Here is a 17878-nt window from a genome sequence, read left to right on the forward strand (position 1 = left end):
GGCAGCGCGGCTAGTGTCATGAAAACCCGCGCCGGACCCGACTCGAACGCGCCGCCGTGCAGCGACTGGCGCCAAGCGAATGGCTGGGGTAGGGTAAGCGCATTTTGTCACCGGCGTTCGCGTTCGGTACGTCGCACACGTCGCCGCGTCATGCATGCGGACTCGACACGTAGAAAGTGGAGCACTATGGGCAAGTCACTGGTCATCGTTGAGTCGCCAGCCAAGGCCAAGACGATCAACAAGTACCTCGGCAACGATTTCATCGTGAAGTCGAGCGTCGGCCATATCCGCGACCTGCCGACCAGCGGCTCCGGCAAGAACGCCAGCGATCCCAAGGAGCGCGCCAGGCAGGCGGCGGCGACACGCAAGATGTCGCCCGAGGAGAAGGCCGTCTACAAGAAGCAGAAGTCCTGGCATCAGCTGGTACGGCGCATGGGCATCGACCCGGAGCATGGCTGGCAGGCCAACTACGAGGTCCTGCCGGGCAAGGAGAAGGTCGTCGAAGAACTGGCCAAACTGGCCAGGAAGGCCGACACCATCTATCTCGCTACCGACTTGGACCGCGAGGGGGAGGCGATAGCCTGGCACCTGCGCGAGACCATCGGCGGCGAGGATACCCGCTACAAGCGGGTGGTGTTCAACGAGATCACCAAGAACGCGATCCAGGAGGCCTTCAAGGAACCGGGCAGCCTCAACATGCCGCGCGTCGAGGCGCAGCAGACGCGGCGCTTCCTCGACCGGGTGGTCGGTTTCATGCTCTCGCCGCTGTTGTGGAGCAAGGTCGCCCGCGGCCTCTCCGCGGGCCGGGTGCAATCGGTGGCGGTGCGGTTGATCGTCGAGCGCGAGCGCGAGATCCGCGCCTTCGTCCCCGAAGAGTTCTGGGACGTGCATGCCGACCTGGTCCCCGGGGGCGGGGCCGGCAAGGACACAGCCGAGCCGGTGCGTTTCGAACTGGCGCGCCAGGACGGCAAGCCGTTCCGGCCCACTTCCGAGGCCGAGACCCTAGAGCGCATCGCACCGCTTCACAAGGCCGAGCTGGCGATCACCGCACGCGAGGAGAAGCCGACCCGCTCCAAGCCCAATGCGCCGTTCATCACCTCGACCCTGCAGCAGGCCGCGAGCGGCCGGCTGGGGTTCTCGGTGAAGAAGACCATGACCCTGGCCCAGCGTCTCTACGAAGCGGGTTACATCACCTACATGCGGACCGACTCCACCAACCTTTCGCAGGAAGCGGTGAATGGCGTGCGCGACTATATCGAGGGTCAGTTCGGCAAGCGCTACCTGCCCGAGGCGCCGCTGCGCTACTCGAGCAAGGAGGGCGCCCAGGAGGCCCACGAAGCGATCCGTCCCTCCGAGGTGACGCGCACCGCCACCGACCTGGCCGGCATGGAGCGCGATGCCGAGCGGCTCTACGAGTTGATCTGGCGCCAGTTCGTGGCCTGCCAGATGACCCCGGCCGAGTACCTGTCGACCACGCTGACCGTCGAGACCCAGGGCTTCGAGCTGCGCGCCAAGGGCCGCGTGCTCAAGTTCGACGGCTACACCCGGGTCATGAAGCCGCTCGGCAAGAAGGATGAAGACCAGACGCTGCCCGATCTGGCCGAGGGCACCGCGATGAGTCTCGAGCGACTCGACCCGCAGCAACACTTCACCAAGCCACCGGCGCGCTACACCGAGGCGAGTCTGGTCAAGGAGCTGGAAAAGCGCGGCATCGGTCGCCCATCGACCTACGCCTCGATCATCTCGACCATTCAGGATCGCGGCTACGTCAAGCTCGAAAGCCGGCGCTTCTATGCCGAGAAGCTCGGCGATATCGTCACCGACCGGCTGGCCGAGTCGTTCAGCGACCTGATGGATTACGGTTTTACCGCGCGCATGGAGGACCGCCTCGACGAGATCGCCGAAGGCGAGCGCAACTGGCGGGCGCTGCTCGACGACTTCTACGCCGAATTCCGGGCCAAGCTGGAAACGGCCGAGGGCGAACAGGGCATGCGCCCCAATCAGCCGGTGCCCACCGATATCGACTGTCCCAAGTGTGGGCGCAAGATGCAGATTCGCACCGCCTCGACCGGCGTATTCCTGGGCTGCTCGGGCTACAACCTGCCGCCCAAGGAGCGTTGCAAGACCACCATCGACCTGATCCCCGGCGAAGAGGCGGTCGCCGCCGAGGCGGGCGAGGACGCCGAGACTGATGCGCTGCGCGCCAAGCACCGCTGCCCCAAGTGCGGCACGGCGATGGACAGCTACCTGATCGACGAGACCCGCAAGCTGCATATCTGCGGCAATAGCCCCGACTGTGACGGCCACGAGATCGAGACCGGCAAGTTCAAGCTCAAGGGCTACGAAGGGCCGACCATCGAATGCGACAAGTGCGGCAGCGACATGCAGTTGAAGTCGGGCCGCTTCGGCAAGTACTTCGGCTGCACCAACGAGGACTGCAAGAATACCCGCAAGCTGCTCAGAAGCGGCGAGGTGGCGCCGCCCAAGATGGATCCGATTCCGATGCCCGAGCTGGCCTGCCAGAAGGTCGACGACCACTACGTGCTGCGTGACGGCGCCAGTGGACTGTTTCTCGCCGCCAGCCAGTTTCCCAAGAACCGCGAGACCCGCGCGCCGCTGGTCGCCGAACTCAAGTCCCACGCCAAGGAACTGCCCGAGAAGTACCACTTCCTGCTCGATGCCCCGGCCCAGGATCCCGACGGTCGGCCGGCGCAGATCCGCTTCTCGCGCAAGACCAAGAGCCAGTACGTGATGACCGACGAGGAGGGCAAGGCGACCGGCTGGAAGGCGACGTTTGATGATGGTCGCTGGCAGGTCGAGGACAAGCGCAAGTGACCCCGCGGGGACGCACCAATCAGCTGCTCTACCAGGCCGAGTTGCTGCTGGCCTGCGAGGCCGGCGACGACGAGCATGCCGTGGCGCGACGTATGGCCGTCGAGGAGGGCGCGCTGGGGCTGGCCGAACAGGCGCTCAATGCGGCGTTGCGCGAACTTACCGAGCATGCCGCGCTTAAGCGTCACGACTGGCGGGAGCTGCTCGAAGGGCAGGGCGAGGGCGTCGCCGAGCTGCGCCGGCTGCGGGTGTTGCGCGACGATCCCGAAAGCTGGCTTGCGAGGCTCTGTCAGCGGCTGCACGCGCTTCACGGTGTCGAGGGCGCGGCGCGGCGCGAGGCGAGCGATTCGCTGATCGTCGCCGTCGACCGGCTGTCGCTGGGCGACGAGTTGCGCTGGTGCCTGCGCGCTTTCAAGGACGAACTCGCCGCGTTGCGCGAAACCAGCGTCGAGTGGTGACGCCCAGGCGCGGTAAGTGTTAGGCTGTCGTTATAGAACAACGACCATGGCCGTATGCCGTGGTCGTTTTTTTGTAGCCGTGGCGCAATCAGTCGCCATGGCGCAATGAGCCGAGGTGACCGTGTCAGAGACCGCCGTTTTGGAAATCGTCGAACTCGCCGATGGCGAGTTCGTGCTGCGTCCCGCCGATGAAGGCGAGGGCGAGCCGCTGTTGAGCATCCGCATCTCCGAGGAGGCCGCCGAACTGCTGCGTCAGAGTCGCTTCGAGGTGGCGCGGAAGATGATCGATCATGCGATAACCCAGACCACCCTGTGGGAGGGCGAAAAGGACGAAACGTCGCTTCCCGAGACGATGCATTGAGGGTGGGGCGCTTCGCTTCGTCCGGTCATGAGTGAAATTCATGCAGGACCTGAGCGGTATCCGTTAGTCAACTCACGATAGCCCCGGCATAGTGTGATCGACCTTTCATTCAGGGAGCTGCACTATGACTCGCCATGATAGATCCGCCCGGGCGCCCTTTCGCGCCGACGCCGTGGGCAGCCTGTTGCGCAGCGAGCCGCTCAAGCAGGCGCGCCGCGACCATCAGGCCGGCGTCCTCGACGCCGCCACGCTGCGCGGCGTCGAGGACGACGAGATCCGGCGCATCGTCGCCAGGCAGGAGCAGCTCGGCCTCAAGGCGGTAACCGACGGCGAGTTCCGGCGCGCCTGGTGGCACTTCGATTTTCTCGAAGGGTTGACCGGCGTCGAGGGCTATGAGGCCGAGCAGGGCATCCAGTTCCAGGGCATGGCCACCAAGGCCCGTAGCGTGCGGGTCACCGGCAAGCTGGGCTTCGCCGACGACCATCCGATGCTCGACGACTTCCGTTTCCTCGACGGGGCTACGCGCGAGGCGATTGCCAAGATGACCATCCCCAGCCCCAGCGTGCTGCACTTCCGGGGTGGGCGCAGGAACATCGACTCGAGCGTCTATCCGAGCCTCGACGGCTTCTTCGCCGACCTGGCGGACACTTACCGCGATGCCATACATGGTTTCTACGCCGCGGGCTGTCGCTACCTGCAGCTCGACGATACCGTGTGGGCCTACCTGTGTTCGGCCAAGGAACTTAAGGCCGCCCGCGAGCGTGGCGACGATCCCGACCGCTTGCAGCAGATCTACGCCGAAGTGCTCAATCACGCGCTTGCCGGCCGCCCCGACGATCTGCACGTCAGCCTGCATGTGTGTCGCGGCAATTTCCGCTCGACCTGGATCAGCGAAGGCGGCTACGAGCCGGTCGCCGAGACGCTGTTCGGCAAGGTTGATGTCGATGCCTATTTCCTCGAGTACGACACCGAGCGTGCCGGTGGTTTCGAGCCGCTGCGCTTTCTGCCCGAAGGCGACAAGCAGGCGGTGCTGGGGCTGATCACCACCAAGAGCGGCGAGCTGGAGTCCGCGCAGGCGATCGAGGCGCGCATCGCCGAGGCGAGCCGCTTCGTCGCCCGCGATCAGCTGTGCCTGAGCCCGCAGTGCGGCTTCGCCTCCACCGAGGAGGGCAACCTGCTCAGCGAGGAGCAGCAGTGGGCGAAGCTCGCGCGGGTCGTCGAGGTCGCTCGGCGCGTCTGGGACGACGCCTGATTCGCAGGCGGGGGGCGGTACAACGACTATGCTGCAAAGAGGCCCTGCAAAAAAGCAATCCGCCCCGACCCGAGGTAATGCCATGCATCTGCGCATCGGTTATGAAATCGTCTACGAATGTCCGCAACCGGTGCCGATGATCCTCATGACCCACGTCCATTATTCGCGGGCCTCGGATCTGCTGGCGCCGGACCATCTGATCACCTCGCCGTCGCTGCCCAGCGAGCCCTATCGCGACTCGTTCGGCAACTGGTGCGTGCGGCTGGTCGCGCCTGCCGGGCGCACCACGATCAGCGCCGATGCGGTGCTCAACGTGTCCCGGCAGCCCGAACCGGAACACCTCGACGCGCGCCAACTGCCGGTCGAGCAACTGCCGGCCGACACGCTGCTCTACCTGATCGGCAGCCGCTACTGCGAAACCGACCGGCTCTCGGAATTCGCCTGGCAGCAGTTCGCCAATGGCCCGACCGGCTGGCAGCGGGTGCAGGCGATCTGCGACTACGTGCACGACCACATCACTTTCGGCTATCAGTACGCACGGCCCACCAAGTCGGCCTGGGACGTTCACAACGAGCGCGCCGGGGTGTGTCGCGATTTCGCCCACCTGGCGGTAACGTTGTGCCGGGCGCTGAACATTCCGGCGCGCTATTGCACCGGCTATCTCAGCGACATCGACATCCCGCCGCCGCACGCGCCGATGGACTTCCACGCCTGGTTCGAGGCCTATCTCGACGGCGCGTGGCACACCTTCGACCCGCGCAACAACGACCGGCGCGTCGGCCGGGTGCTGATCGCCCGCGGCCGCGACGCCGCCGATGTGCCGATCGCCAACACTTTCGGGCCCAACACGCTGGTCTCGTTTCGGGTCTGGACGCACGAGAACGCCGGGCCGGTGCCGGTCGGGGCTCCTTGATGCCGGGCGCCAATCAACGAGGCAACGACATGCAGCGCGTGGCCATACTGGTCGACGTACAGAACGTCTATTACACCACCCGCCAGGCTTTCGGCCGGCATTTCGACTACAACGCCTTCTGGGCGCAGGCCACCGCCGGGCGCGAGGTGGTCGCGGCCTATGCCTACGCCGTCGACCGTGGCGACGACAAGCAGCGTCAGTTTCAGACGATCCTGCGGGCCATCGGTTTCGAGGTGAAGCTCAAGCCCTACATACAGCGCAGCGACGGCTCGGCGAAGGGCGACTGGGACGTCGGCATCGCCCTCGATGCCATCGAACTCGCCGAGCGCGTCGACCGCCTGGTGCTGGTATCCGGCGACGGCGACTTCGCCTTGCTGGTGCAGCGTGTCGGCCAGCGCTTCGCGATTCCGGTCGAGGTCTACGGCGTCGCGCGGTTGACTGCCGAGGCGCTGGTGCGCTCGGCCTCGCCGTTCATCGCCATCGAGGCGCCGCTGCTGCTGGCGGCGCGCTCGGCTCAGCCTTCGCGATGACGCTTCATCCAGTTAACCAGTCCACCCTCTAGCAGCATCTCGACCTGGCGCGGCGTCATGTCGTGGCGCAGCGTGATCTCGCCGTTATCGCTCTTGGCCGTGATGCGATCGCCGTGCGCCAGCGCCTCGTGCAGATCGTCGAAGATCAGCGTCTGGCCGGTCTCCAGCCCGTCGTAGTCGGCGGGATCGTCGAAACGCAGCGGCAGCACGCCGAAGTTGACCAGATTCTGCCAGTGGATGCGCGCGAAGCTCTTGGCGATGGCGATCCGCAGGCCGTTGTAGCGCGGTGCGATGGTGGCATGCTCGCGGCTCGAGCCCTGGCCGTAGTTGCGCCCGCCGACGATGCAATGGTCGCCGCTGGACCGGGCTTTTTGCGGATACTCCTCGTCGATGCCGCGAAAGCAGAACTCGGCGATGCGTGGAATGTTGCTGCGATACGGCAGTACTTCATTGCCGGCCGGCATGATCTCGTCGGTGGACACGTCGTCACCCATCTTCAGCACGATCGGCAGCTCCATGTGCTCGCCGATCGCCTCGAACTCGGGCAGCGAGGCGATGTTGGGTCCCTTGATCAACTCGACTTCGCGTGCCGCGCCGGGCTCCAGCGGCGGCATCAGATCGCGGACATCGATCAGCGGGTCGTCGGGCTCGCTGATTCGCGGATAATCGAAAGCGAGATCGCGCGGATCGCTGATCACCCCGTTGAGCGCCGAGGCGGTGGCGGTTTCCGGACTGCACAGATAGACCCGATCCTCACGGGTGCCCGAGCGGCCGGGGAAGTTGCGCGGCGTGGTGCGCAGGCTGTTGCTGTCGTTGGCCGGCGCCTGGCCCATGCCGATGCAGCCGTTGCAGCCGGCCTGGTGCAGGCGAGCGCCGGCAGCCAGCAGGCTCAGCACATGGCCGTCACGGTCGAGCGTCTCGAGGATCGAGCGCGAAGTGGGGTTGACGTCGAACGACACCCAGTCGTCGACGCGCCGACCGCGGACCATCTCGGCGGCGACCGCGAAATCGCGATACCCCGGGTTGGCCGACGAACCGATATACGCCTGGGAGAGGCTCTCGCCGGCGATTTCGCGTACCGGCACCACGTTGCCGGGGCTCGAGGGCTTGGCGATCAGCGGTTCGAGCTGCGATAGGTCGATCTCCTCGTCGATGTCGTAGCGGGCGCCATCGTCGGCGGCCAGCGGTTGCCAGTCGTCGCTGCGACCCACCGCCGCAAGGAAGCGCTGCACCGCGCCGTCGGCGGGAAACACGCTGGTCGTGGCGCCCAGCTCGGCGCCCATGTTGGCGATCACGTGGCGATCCATCGCCGACAGGCAGGCAAGGCCCGGGCCGTGGTATTCGATGATCCGGCCGATGCCGCCGTCGACGCCGTGTCGGCGCAGCATCTCGAGGATCACGTCCTTGGCGCTGACCCAGTCGGGCAGCTCGCCGGTCAGCCTGACGCCCCAGATCTCGGGCATCTTGAGGTGGAAGGGTTCGCCGGCCATGGCCATCGCCACGTCGATCCCGCCGGCGCCGATCGCCAGCATGCCCATCGATCCGGCGGCCGGAGTATGGCTGTCCGCCCCCAGCAGGGTCTTGCCCGGCCTGCCGAAATGCTGCTGATGGGTGGGGTGGCTGACCCCGTTTCCGGCGCGCGAGAACCATACGCCCAGCCGCGCGGCGGCGCTCTGCAGGAAACGGTGATCGTCGGGGTTCTTATTGTCGCCCTGGATCAGATTGTGATCGACGTACTGCGCCGAAACTTCGGTCTTGACCCGCTCGAGGCCCATCGCCTCGAGCTCTAGCATCACCATGGTGCCGGTGGCATCCTGGGTCAGCGTCTGGTCGATGGCGAGCGCGATCGCCTCGCCCGGCGCCATGTGGCCTTCGACCAGGTGGGCGTCGATCAGTTTGTGTGCCACGTTCATGGCCATCTTGCCTCCCTCGCGGCTCGCATCCTGTGCCGCGCATGCGATGTGACCGACGGCCTCGGCCGCCGTACCAATCAGTGTAGAAAACCTGCGGCACCCGACTAACGTTGCATGCCGCGACGGCTGACGTTGCCGCGCCGATCCTCTATCTTACGTTAACGTCAACTAGCCGCTTCGGCTCACCCCGGCGCCTACGACCAAGCGCCGATCCCGGATGCCCGGTGACTGCTTTAAAGTGATTCGGGGCGAGCCGGCTCGCTCTCCGGCGCGCAGGCCCACAAGGCGACCGCGCCGGCACGGCGTTATCGCGCGACCACTCGCCCGCGATCCGGGCGACGACAAGGAAAGATCCGATGAGCACAACAACAAGGCCCAGCGTCGTTCACCGGCCCGACTTCATGAACGGCGACGAATTTCAGATCCCCATCTTCAAGCTGCTCAAGCAGGACGGCACGCCCTATAAGAACGCCAAGCTTCCGCCACTCGACAAGGACAAGGCGCTGCGCATCTACCGCGCCATGCTGTTCACTCGGGTGCTCGACGAGCGCATGCTCGCCGCCCAGCGTCAGGGCCGGCTGAGCTTCTACATGCAGTCCACCGGCGAGGAAGCCACGGTGATCGGCAGTACCGCGGCGCTCGACGACGACGACATGATCATGGCCCAGTACCGCGAGCAGGGCGCGCTGGCCTATCGCGGCTTTGGTGTCGACGAGTTCATGAACCAGCTTTTCGGCAACGATCGCGATTACGGCCGCGGCCGGCAGATGCCGGTGCACTACGGCTCCAAGACGCTCAACTACCTGACCATCTCGTCGCCGCTGGCGACCCAGATTCCCCAGGCCACCGGCTACGCCTACGGCCAGAAGCTGGCCGGCGAGGGGCGCTGCACGATCACCGTGTTCGGCGAGGGCGCCGCCTCGGAGGGCGATTTCCACGCCGCGCTCAACATGGCCTCGGTGCATCGCGTGCCGGTGATCTTCCTGTGCCGCAACAACGGCTACGCGATCTCCACGCCGGCGATCGAGCAGTTTTCCGCCGATGGCATCGCGCCGCGCGCCTTCGGCTACCGCATGAAGGTGATCCGGGTCGACGGCAACGACATCCTCGCCGTCTACCAGGCCACCCAGGAGGCGCGCAAGCTGGCGGTCGAGCACAACCAGCCGGTGCTGATCGAGGCGATGACCTACCGGCTCGCCGCACATTCGTCGTCGGACGATCCCTCGGGCTATCGCAGCCGCAAGGAGGAGGAAGCCTGGCGCGACAAGGACCCGGTCCTGCGCATGAAGCTGTGGCTCGAGGGCCAGGGCTGGTGGAGCGAGGACGCGGAAAAGCAGGAGCAGGAAACCCGGCGTCGCGAGGTGCTCGAGGCCATGAAACGCGCCGAGAAGCGGCCGCCGCCGCCGCTCGAAAGCCTGGTCAGCGACGTCTACCACGAGCTGACGCCGGCGCTCGCCGATCAGCTCGAGGCGCTCAAGACGCACATCCGCAAGTATCCCGAGGCCTATCCCAAAAGTGCGCCCACCCTCGACGCCGAGCAAGGAGGCACTCGCGATGCCTAACATGAACATGCTGCAGGCCATCAACCAGGCACTGGACACGGCGATGGCCGCCGACGACAAGGTGATCTGCTTCGGCGAGGACGTGGGGGTGTTCGGCGGGGTGTTTCGCGCCACCAGCCACCTGCAGGACAAGTATGGGCGCGATCGCTGCTTCAATACCCCGCTGGTCGAGCAGGGTATCGTCGGCTTCGCCAACGGCCTGGCCGCGCAGGGCTCGGTGCCGGTCGCCGAGATACAGTTCGCCGACTACATCTTTCCGGCCTTCGACCAGATCGTCAACGAGACCGCCAAGTTCCGCTACCGCTCGGGCAATCTGTTCAACGTCGGCGGGCTGACCCTGCGCGCGCCCTATGGCGGCGGTATCTCCGGCGGGCTCTATCACTCGCAGTCGCCCGAGGCCTACTTCGCCCACACCCCGGGGCTCAAGATCGTCGTTCCGCGCAATCCGCACCAGGCCAAGGGCCTGCTGCTGGCGGCGATCCGCGATCCGGATCCGGTGCTGTTCTTCGAGCCCAAGCGGCTGTATCGCGCCTCCACCGGCGAGGTTCCCGAGGAGGACTACCAGCTGCCGCTGGGCAAGGCGGAAGTCACCCAGCAGGGCGACGACATCACCCTGCTGGCCTGGGGCGCGCAGATGGAGGTGGCCGGCAAGGCCGCCGAGCTCGCCGCCAAGGAGGGGATCTCCTGCGAGGTCATCGACCTGCGCAGCATCCTGCCGTGGGACGCCGAGACGGTGGTCGAGTCGGTGCTCAAGACCGGCCGGCTGGTGATCACTCACGAGGCGCCGCTGACCGGCGGCTTCGCCGCCGAGATCGCCGCCACCGTGCAGAGCCGCTGCTTTCTCTACCTGGAGTCGCCGATCGCCCGGGTGACCGGCCTGGATACGCCGTTCCCGCTGACGCTGGAGAAGGAGTATCTGCCCGATCATCTGAAGATATTCGAAGCAATCAAGCAGACCATCGAGTTCTAGACCGACAGCCCGGCGATTCAGGAGACAACCATGAGCGATTTCATACTGCCGGACATCGGCGAAGGCATCGTCGAGTGCGAGCTGGTCAAGTGGCTGGTCGGCGAAGGCGACACCATCGCGGAAGATCAGCCGGTGGTCGAGGTGATGACCGACAAGGCGCTGGTCGAGATCACCGCTCCCGAGGCGGGGCGGGTGACGCGCCTTTACTACCAGCAGCAGGAGAATGCCCGGGTGCATTCGCCGCTGTTCGCCTACACGCCGCTGGATCGGGCCGACGCCGCCGAGGCGGGCGATGCAGCGACGCCGGATGATGCCGAGCACGAGAACGGACACGCCGCGGCGGTCGCTGACTCGCCGACCGCGAACGAACCGGCGCGCCAGGACGAGGCCGGTGCCGAAATGACGCGGGACAGCGCGCCCAAACCCGGCGCCGGCCCGCACGGGCGCATTCCGGCGAGCCCCGCGGTACGCCGGCTGGTGCGCGAGCTTGGCGTGTCGCTGTCGGCGATCCCCGGGTCCGGCAAGCACGGCCGGGTGCTCAAGGAGGATGTGCTGGCCTACGAGAAGCGTGGCGCCGGCGAACCCTCGGCGGCGTCGCCGCGGCACGCGCCCGAGACAGGCACGGACACGGCGCGGGTCGAGCCGATTCGCGGCATGCGCGCGGTGATGGCCAAGCGCATGGTCGAGGCGGCGACGACGATCCCGCATTTCAGCTATGGCGACGAGGTCGACGTCACCGAGCTGCTGGCGCTGCGCGAGCGGCTCAAGGCGCAGGCCGAGGCGGCCGGCACGCGGCTCACGCTGATGCCGCTGGTAATGAAGGCGCTGGCGCTGGCACTCAAGGCCCATCCGATCCTCAACAGCCGGGTCGACGACGCAGTCAGCGAAATCCACTATCAGCCGCACTGCAATATCGGCATGGCGGTGGACAGCCGGGTCGGCCTGCTGGTACCCAACGTCAAGCGCGTCGAGCAATTGAGCCTGCTCGATGTCGCCCGCGAAGTGGCGCGGCTGACCGAGGCCGCCCGCGAGGGCCGGGTCAGCCAGGCGGATCTCGCCGACGGCACGATCAGCATCTCCAACATCGGCGCGCTGGGCGGCACCTACGCGACGCCGATCATCAATCCGCCGGAGGTGGCGATCGTCGCACTGGGCCGCACGCAGTGGCTGCCGCGCTTCGACGAGGCCGGACAGGTCGTCTCGCGGGCGATCATGACCATCACCTGGTCGGGGGATCACCGGATTATCGACGGCGGCACCATCGCGCGCTTCTGCAACCAGTGGAAGGGCTATCTCGAGGACCCGCAAGCGATGCTGCTCGAGATGCATTGAGCCGCTCACCCGGAGCGTCGTCATGGCCAAGGAAACCCTGGAGCAGTTCTACATACCCGAAGAGCAGTCGATCTATCTGCTCAGCCATGACGACGCCCGCAAGCTCAAGGATTGGGTGGCGCTGTGCCGTGGCCAGCTCGAACAGCTCGGCTATCGTGACATCGAGCTGGTGGGCAAGGGCGCCTACGGCTTCGTGTTCGCCGGGTCGCTGCCGCAGAATGAAGGGCGCGACGCCGAGCATGTCTTCAAGTTCTCGCGGATCACCCTGCCGCAACACCTGCAGGATCGCCTCGAGGAGGAGGCGTTCATGCTCGAGCAGGTCGATCATCCCCGGGTGCCCCGGCTGATCGCCTACCAGCGCCTCAATCGCCAGTCGATCCTGGTCATGGAGCGCGCGCCGGGGATCAATCTCGAGGAGTACTCGCTGCGCCACGGTCGGCTGTCGCCGCGACTGGTGGTGCGCATCGCCGCCCAACTGGCCGACATCCTGCGACATCTGCGCCGCGAGAACGGCCCGCACGCGCGGCCGATCGTGCATGGCGACATCAAGCCCTCGAACCTGGTCTTCGACCCGGCCACCGAGCGCATCGCGCTGATCGACTGGGGCTCGTCGGTATTCGCCCAGCTGGACGCCGCCCAGCAGTTCGTGACCGCCAACGTCATGCAGTTGATGTCCGCCGATCTGCAGCACACCAACGCGCGGCTCGGCGACGTCTACTTCATCGGCGACGAGCAGCTGAACGGCGCCTTGTCGTCGCCGCGCTTTGACGAGCAGGGCGTGGCGGCCACGCTGTATGCGCTGGCCTCGGCGCAGTCGTGCCGCTTCGGTCACCGGGCGATTCCGCCCACCGCGCTGGGCCTGCCCGTGGAGTTCGCACGCATGCTCGAGGCGATGCTCGAGCCCGATCCGGCGCGACGTCACCGGGCCGGCGACTATTTCATCAGCGAGATGCCTCGCCTGGCGCGGCTGGTGATGCTTGACCTGGCCGAGCCGGCGGAAACTGCGCGGGTGCCGGTGTGGGTCAGGCCCAGCAACCGCGAGATCGATACCGTGGTCTACAGCTCGCGCAAGTCTTTTTTGCGCGAGGAGGCCGCCAGCGACACCCTGAGCGCGGTCAACGACGTCCAACTCGACCGCTACTACAAGAACTTCATGCAGGGCATGGGCGAGACCGAGAAGGCGTTCCTCGCCGCGGTCAGCCGGCTCGGTCGCTATCCGGTGGTCGGCGGCCTGGCGGTGCGCTGGGAAAGCGACGGCGTGTACATCGACAGCGTGCTCAACCTGCACGATCTCGAGCTCAAGACGGCGTTCGTCGCGGCGGTCAACAACATGGTTTCGCTGGCGCGGGCGATCTATCGCCGCGGGGTATTCAAGAGCTGCCTGTTCAACGCCCGCGACACCCTGCATATCGACCGCGCCACGCCGCAGGCGCCCTTCGAGCCCGAAACGGGGCTGGCGCTGCCCTACGAGGTCAGCGCGGCGCCCGATCTCGAGGATCACACCCGGGTCCACTCCTATTTCGAGGATGGCCCCGATCCCGAGGAGTTCCTGCAACTGCCGGCGGCGATCATGGCTCAGCTCGAGGCGCTCAACGCCATCCATCACACCGGGCTGATCATCTTCGAGGCCTTGCCCACCCACCTCAAGATCCACAGCTACTACCGGCTGCTCGATCCTGCCCGCGAGGCCGAATTCCGCGCCTGTCTCGATGCGATGCTGGCGGCGGTGCCGAGCATCAACGGGCTGGGCGTGTCGGGCTACATGAAGATGCCCTACAAGGACACCAAGGTGTTCTCGCATATCGAGCGGCTACCGGCGCGTTTCTACCCCAGGGATCCGCGTAACGAAGCGCCGCTGGCGAACGCTTGATGCGAACCGACTGCCCGCCGATTTAACTCATGCTAAATACATGCGCACGGGGGAAGCGTAGCCTCAGGCGAGTCGCCAGGAGGGCGACAGGCAATGACGAGACGGCGTTGCTGGGGCCTGCCTCCCCATCTACGTTTACAGGACGAACGGCGGCGCCGCATCACAGCAGACTAATGGAGGAGTTTGCGATGAAAGAGACTCAAGACCTGTTCCCGACTCGCCTGGAGCGCAAATTGGGGATGTTCGAGCGTATCGACCCGGTGGTCCATAGCGAAGGCGAGCAACGCAAGGGCCCGCTCAGCGAAGAGCAGCTCGACGAGTTCGACCGCAAGGGCTTTCTGTCCTTCGAGAGCTTTTTCAGCTCGGAGGAGATGGAAGCCTTCCTGCAGGAGCTGCGCGATTACGAGAGCGACGAAGACCTCAAGCTGTCCGAGGGCACCGTCCTCGAGCCCGGCAAGGAGGAGATTCGCTCGATCTTCGGCATCCACGAGGTGTCCGAGCGCTTCAGCCGCCTGACCCGCGACCCGCGCCTGCTGGCGATGGTCCAGCAGATCCTCGGCGGCGACGCCTACATCCACCAGTCGCGCATCAACTACAAGCCCGGCTTCAAGGGCAAGGGCTTCGACTGGCACTCGGACTTCGAGACCTGGCACAGCGAGGACGGCATGCCGCGCATGCGCTCGGTGAGTTGTTCGATCATCCTCACCGACAACGGTGAGTTCAATGGCCCGCTGATGCTGGTGCCCGGCTCTCACAAGTACTTCGTGCCGTGTGTAGGGCGCACGCCCGAGGACAACTACAAGGAGTCGCTGAAGAGCCAGGACATCGGCGTGCCGGACGACGCCAGCCTGCGCGATTTGATGGTCCTGGGTGATATCGAGGCGCCCAAGGGGCCCGCCGGTTCGCTGGTGATGTTCGAGTGCAACACCATGCACGGTTCGAACATCAACATGTCGTGCTGGCCGCGCAGTAACCTGTTCTTCGTCTACAACAGCGTCGACAACACGCTGCACGATCCGTACTGCGGCAACCGTCCGCGCCCCGAGTTTCTGGCCAACCGCAAGGACTGGCGGCCGCTGACGCCGGCCGAGTAAGCGCGGCAGCTTCCAAGGGCACCCGCCGGGGTGCCTTTTTTATGCTCGGTTGGCTGACCACGGATGAAGAAATCGTGGCGAATCGGTACAATCGCGCACTTTTGCCGCTCGGCCATTCTCGCGCCGGCTCCTCTTCGATTGGACCCTTCAGTGATCTCCACAGCCAATATCACCATGCAGTTCGGGGCCAAGCCCCTGTTCGAAAACGTTTCGGTCAAGTTCAACAATGGCAATCGCTACGGCCTGATCGGCGCCAACGGTAGCGGCAAATCGACCTTCATGAAGATCCTCGGCGGCGAGCTGGAACCCTCCGGCGGCCAGGTCATGCTCGAGCCGGGCACTCGCCTGGGCAAGCTGCGCCAGGACCAGTTCGGCTACGAAGAACATCGGGTCATCGACACCGTGATCATGGGCAACGTCGAGCTCTGGCAGGTCGCCGCCGAACGCGAGGCGATCTACGCCCAGGCCGAGATGAGCGAGGCCGACGGCATGCGCGTCGCCGACCTGGAAACCCAGTTCGCCGAGCTCGACGGCTACACCGCCGAGGCCCGTGCCGGCGAGCTGCTGCTCGGGCTGGGCATTCCCGAGTCCCAGCATTTCGGCTTGATGAGCGCCGTGTCGCCGGGCTGGAAGCTGCGCGTACTGCTGGCGCAGGCGCTGTTCTCCGATCCCGACGTGCTGCTGCTCGACGAGCCGACCAACCACCTGGACATCAACACCATCCGCTGGCTGGAAGGCGTACTGACCGCGCGCAGCAGCACCATGGTGATCATTTCCCACGATCGCCACTTCCTCAACAGCGTCTGCACCCATATGGCGGATCTCGATTACGGCGAGATTCAGCTGTTCCCCGGCAACTATGACGAGTACATGACCGCGGCCACTCAGGCCCGCGAGCGCATGCACGCCGACAACGCCAAGAAGAAGGCCGAGATCGCCGAGCTGCAGCAGTTCGTCAGCCGTTTCTCCGCCAATGCCTCCAAGGCCAAGCAGGCCACCTCGCGCCAGCGCAAGATCGACAAGATCAAGCTCGACGAGATCAAGCCGTCGAGCCGGGTCAGTCCGTTCATCCGCTTCGAGCAGAACCGCAAGATCCACCGCGGCGCGCTCAGCGTCGAGGGCTTGACCAAGGGTTATGGCGATACGCCGCTGTTCGAGAAGCTGGGACTGCAGATCGAGGCCGGCGAGCGCCTCGCGATCATCGGCCCCAACGGCGTCGGCAAGACCACGCTGCTGCGCTGCCTGACCGGTTCGCTGGCACCGGATAGCGGCAAGGTGAAGTGGACCGACGCCGCCGAGGTGGGGTATTTCGCTCAGGATCACGCCGATGCCTTCGCCTTCGATGCCACGCTCTACGACTGGATGGCCCAGTGGACCGACGGCGGCGAGCAGGCAATCCGCGGTGCGCTGGGGCGCATGCTGTTCTCCAGCGACGACATCGGCAAGTCGGTCAAGGTGATCTCCGGCGGCGAGCAGGGCCGCATGCTGTTCGGCAAGCTGGCGCTCGAAAAGCCCAACGTGCTGGTGATGGACGAGCCCACCAACCACCTCGACATGGAATCCATCGAAGCGCTCAACCTGGCCCTCGAACATTATCCCGGTACGCTGATCTTCGTCAGTCACGATCGCGAGTTCGTCTCGTCGTTGGCCACCCGCATTCTCGACATGAGCGGCGAGGGCGTCACCGACTTCACCGGTAGCTACGAAGACTACCTGCGTAGTCAGGGCGTCTACGGCTGATCGTTACCGGGTGTGGCGTGCCAGACGTCGTGCCACTCCCAGCCATCCTCTCTGACATAGGCCAGCAGCAGCTTCTGGCGCTCCAGCGACGTCAGGTAGTCGTGTAGCTCGGCGGCGCTCTTCGCGACCCCTGGCAAGGCCGCGTAGGCCTCGAGTTCGGGAATCGGCGGCGCCTCGCCGGCCGGGCGGATGAACGATCTGCCCAGCGTATCCAGGAACTGATCGAGTACCTGCTGGGTGATCTTGAGTTGCGTGCGCGTCGTCGAGTCGACTTCGGGGCAGGCGAAACAGACCAGCGACAGCGACTGATAAAGCCGCGCCAGGGCCAGGGGCAGCGCCTTGTCGCTATCGGCGGCGTGATAATAGTGCAGGATGGGAAACGCCAGGTGTTGCTGTCCCACCAGGCCGATCGACTGCTGCAACTGCTGAAGTTGGTTGCTCAGGCTCTGGTATGTGCCTTCGTCGGCGGTCGATTCGAGAAGGCGCTGCGGTGTTTGCCCCAATGCGCTGATCGCCAGCGCCACCTGGCGCTTTTGGGTGACGTTCGAGACGATGTTGAGAATGTAGGTAATGGCCAGTGTGAACAGGAAGAAACCGCTGGCGGCGGCCAGCGCGGGCGGAATGCGCCATGCGTCATTGCCGGGTACGTAATCTCCATAGCCCAGCGTGGTGAGGGTGTAGCCGGCGTAGTAGGCCCGCTGGAAAAGATCGGCCGTCACCTGCGACGTGGAGTTGACCACGGCCTGTGGCGAGCCGCAGAACAGCAGGAACCAACCGAGCCAGGCGGCAAAGAGCCAGAAAACGATCAGCGAAACCGTGATCCACGCTCCGGAAGCGGCCAGCAGCGCGTGGCTGTCATAGCGACGGCTGATGCGCAGCAACAGGAGCCATACGGCGTTCATCAGGTGATTGGTAATGGGGCCGGCACTCGATGCCGACAGGGTGGTACGAATGGCATCGTAAAGGACCAGTAGAATGAGTACAGCGCCCAGACTGCCGGCTAGCGTACTTCCGATCATTTAAGGCCTCCTTGCCCGTTTATCCATGATGC

At 65.6% G+C, this 17878-nt stretch carries 14 protein-coding genes; 12 read left to right on the forward strand and 2 right to left on the reverse strand.

Annotation, left to right across the window (positions count from 1 at the left end):
* Positions 1-186: 186 nt before the first annotated feature.
* The 6 genes from topA to R6258_RS06985 all read left to right on the forward strand — a co-directional run bounded on the left by topA (position 187) and on the right by R6258_RS06985 (position 6346).
* Complete coding sequence (gene topA, locus R6258_RS06960) at positions 187-2835, forward strand: type I DNA topoisomerase (RefSeq protein WP_318448940.1); 2649 nt, start codon at positions 187-189, stop codon at positions 2833-2835.
* Complete coding sequence (locus tag R6258_RS06965) at positions 2832-3290, forward strand: DUF6586 family protein (RefSeq protein WP_318448941.1); 459 nt, start codon at positions 2832-2834, stop codon at positions 3288-3290. Before topA ends, R6258_RS06965 begins: the two co-directional genes overlap by 4 nt.
* 115 nt (positions 3291-3405) lie before the next feature.
* The gene (locus R6258_RS06970) at positions 3406-3651 is read left to right on the forward strand and encodes a hypothetical protein (protein WP_318448942.1); all 246 of its coding nucleotides are present in this window, start codon (positions 3406-3408) and stop codon (positions 3649-3651) included.
* A 124-nt stretch (positions 3652-3775) separates the two neighbouring features.
* Complete coding sequence (locus R6258_RS06975; RefSeq protein WP_318448943.1) at positions 3776-4903, forward strand: cobalamin-independent methionine synthase II family protein; 1128 nt, start codon at positions 3776-3778, stop codon at positions 4901-4903.
* 82 nt (positions 4904-4985) lie between these two features.
* Positions 4986-5816, forward strand: a complete 831-nt coding sequence (locus R6258_RS06980) for a transglutaminase family protein (protein ID WP_318448944.1) — start codon at positions 4986-4988, stop codon at positions 5814-5816.
* 29 nt (positions 5817-5845) lie between these two features.
* The gene (locus tag R6258_RS06985) at positions 5846-6346 is read left to right on the forward strand and encodes an NYN domain-containing protein (RefSeq protein ID WP_318448945.1); all 501 of its coding nucleotides are present in this window, start codon (positions 5846-5848) and stop codon (positions 6344-6346) included.
* Here the strand turns inward: R6258_RS06985 and R6258_RS06990 are convergent.
* Positions 6331-8265 carry an aconitate hydratase gene (locus R6258_RS06990; protein ID WP_318448946.1) on the reverse strand — a complete coding sequence of 645 codons (1935 nt, stop codon included), beginning with the start codon at positions 8263-8265 and terminating at the stop codon, positions 6331-6333. The two genes, R6258_RS06985 and R6258_RS06990, sit on opposite strands and share 16 nt — an antisense overlap.
* A gap of 350 nt (positions 8266-8615) precedes the next feature.
* Here R6258_RS06990 and R6258_RS06995 point away from each other — a divergent pair, with 350 nt between their 5' ends.
* The 6 genes from R6258_RS06995 (at position 8616) to R6258_RS07020 (ending at position 16827) form a co-directional block, all read left to right on the forward strand.
* Complete coding sequence (locus R6258_RS06995) at positions 8616-9821, forward strand: thiamine pyrophosphate-dependent dehydrogenase E1 component subunit alpha (protein ID WP_318448947.1); 1206 nt, start codon at positions 8616-8618, stop codon at positions 9819-9821.
* A complete protein-coding gene (locus R6258_RS07000) occupies positions 9814-10791 on the forward strand; it encodes an alpha-ketoacid dehydrogenase subunit beta (RefSeq protein WP_318448948.1) in 978 nt (325 codons plus the stop codon). The genes R6258_RS06995 and R6258_RS07000 overlap by 8 nt, the downstream gene beginning before the upstream one ends.
* Positions 10792-10821: 30 nt before the next feature.
* On the forward strand, positions 10822-12123 hold the full coding sequence (locus R6258_RS07005; protein WP_318448949.1) for a 2-oxo acid dehydrogenase subunit E2: 1302 nt from the start codon (positions 10822-10824) through the stop codon (positions 12121-12123).
* Between the two features lie 22 nt (positions 12124-12145).
* Complete coding sequence (locus tag R6258_RS07010; RefSeq protein ID WP_318448950.1) at positions 12146-13993, forward strand: protein kinase domain-containing protein; 1848 nt, start codon at positions 12146-12148, stop codon at positions 13991-13993.
* A gap of 188 nt (positions 13994-14181) precedes the next feature.
* A complete protein-coding gene (gene thpD, locus R6258_RS07015) occupies positions 14182-15087 on the forward strand; it encodes an ectoine hydroxylase (protein ID WP_318448951.1) in 906 nt (301 codons plus the stop codon).
* 150 nt (positions 15088-15237) lie between these two features.
* Entirely contained in the window at positions 15238-16827 is a 1590-nt protein-coding gene (locus R6258_RS07020; RefSeq protein WP_318448952.1) for an ABC-F family ATPase, read from the forward strand.
* Here R6258_RS07020 and R6258_RS07025 read toward each other — a convergent pair.
* Entirely contained in the window at positions 16818-17846 is a 1029-nt protein-coding gene (locus R6258_RS07025) for a potassium channel family protein (protein WP_318448953.1), read from the reverse strand. The two genes, R6258_RS07020 and R6258_RS07025, sit on opposite strands and share 10 nt — an antisense overlap.
* Between the last annotated feature and the right edge of the window lie 32 nt (positions 17847-17878).

This window comes from Halomonas sp. HP20-15, from assembly GCF_033446685.1.
Lineage (GTDB): Bacteria > Pseudomonadota > Gammaproteobacteria > Pseudomonadales > Halomonadaceae > Modicisalibacter.

What these genes read in the sequence shown, in the direction of transcription:
- R6258_RS07025 (WP_318448953.1), bottom strand. Translation starts at nt 17,846, where the DNA reads ATGATCGGAAGTACGCTAGCCGGCAGTCTGGGCGCTGTACTCATTCTA.
- R6258_RS07000 (WP_318448948.1), top strand. Translation starts at nt 9,814, where the DNA reads ATGCCTAACATGAACATGCTGCAGGCCATCAACCAGGCACTGGACACG.
- R6258_RS06980 (WP_318448944.1), top strand. Translation starts at nt 4,986, where the DNA reads ATGCATCTGCGCATCGGTTATGAAATCGTCTACGAATGTCCGCAACCG.
- topA (WP_318448940.1), top strand. Translation starts at nt 187, where the DNA reads ATGGGCAAGTCACTGGTCATCGTTGAGTCGCCAGCCAAGGCCAAGACG.
- R6258_RS06975 (WP_318448943.1), top strand. Translation starts at nt 3,776, where the DNA reads ATGACTCGCCATGATAGATCCGCCCGGGCGCCCTTTCGCGCCGACGCC.
- R6258_RS06985 (WP_318448945.1), top strand. Translation starts at nt 5,846, where the DNA reads ATGCAGCGCGTGGCCATACTGGTCGACGTACAGAACGTCTATTACACC.
- thpD (WP_318448951.1), top strand. Translation starts at nt 14,182, where the DNA reads ATGAAAGAGACTCAAGACCTGTTCCCGACTCGCCTGGAGCGCAAATTG.
- R6258_RS07005 (WP_318448949.1), top strand. Translation starts at nt 10,822, where the DNA reads ATGAGCGATTTCATACTGCCGGACATCGGCGAAGGCATCGTCGAGTGC.
- R6258_RS07010 (WP_318448950.1), top strand. Translation starts at nt 12,146, where the DNA reads ATGGCCAAGGAAACCCTGGAGCAGTTCTACATACCCGAAGAGCAGTCG.
- R6258_RS06990 (WP_318448946.1), bottom strand. Translation starts at nt 8,265, where the DNA reads ATGGCCATGAACGTGGCACACAAACTGATCGACGCCCACCTGGTCGAA.
- R6258_RS06995 (WP_318448947.1), top strand. Translation starts at nt 8,616, where the DNA reads ATGAGCACAACAACAAGGCCCAGCGTCGTTCACCGGCCCGACTTCATG.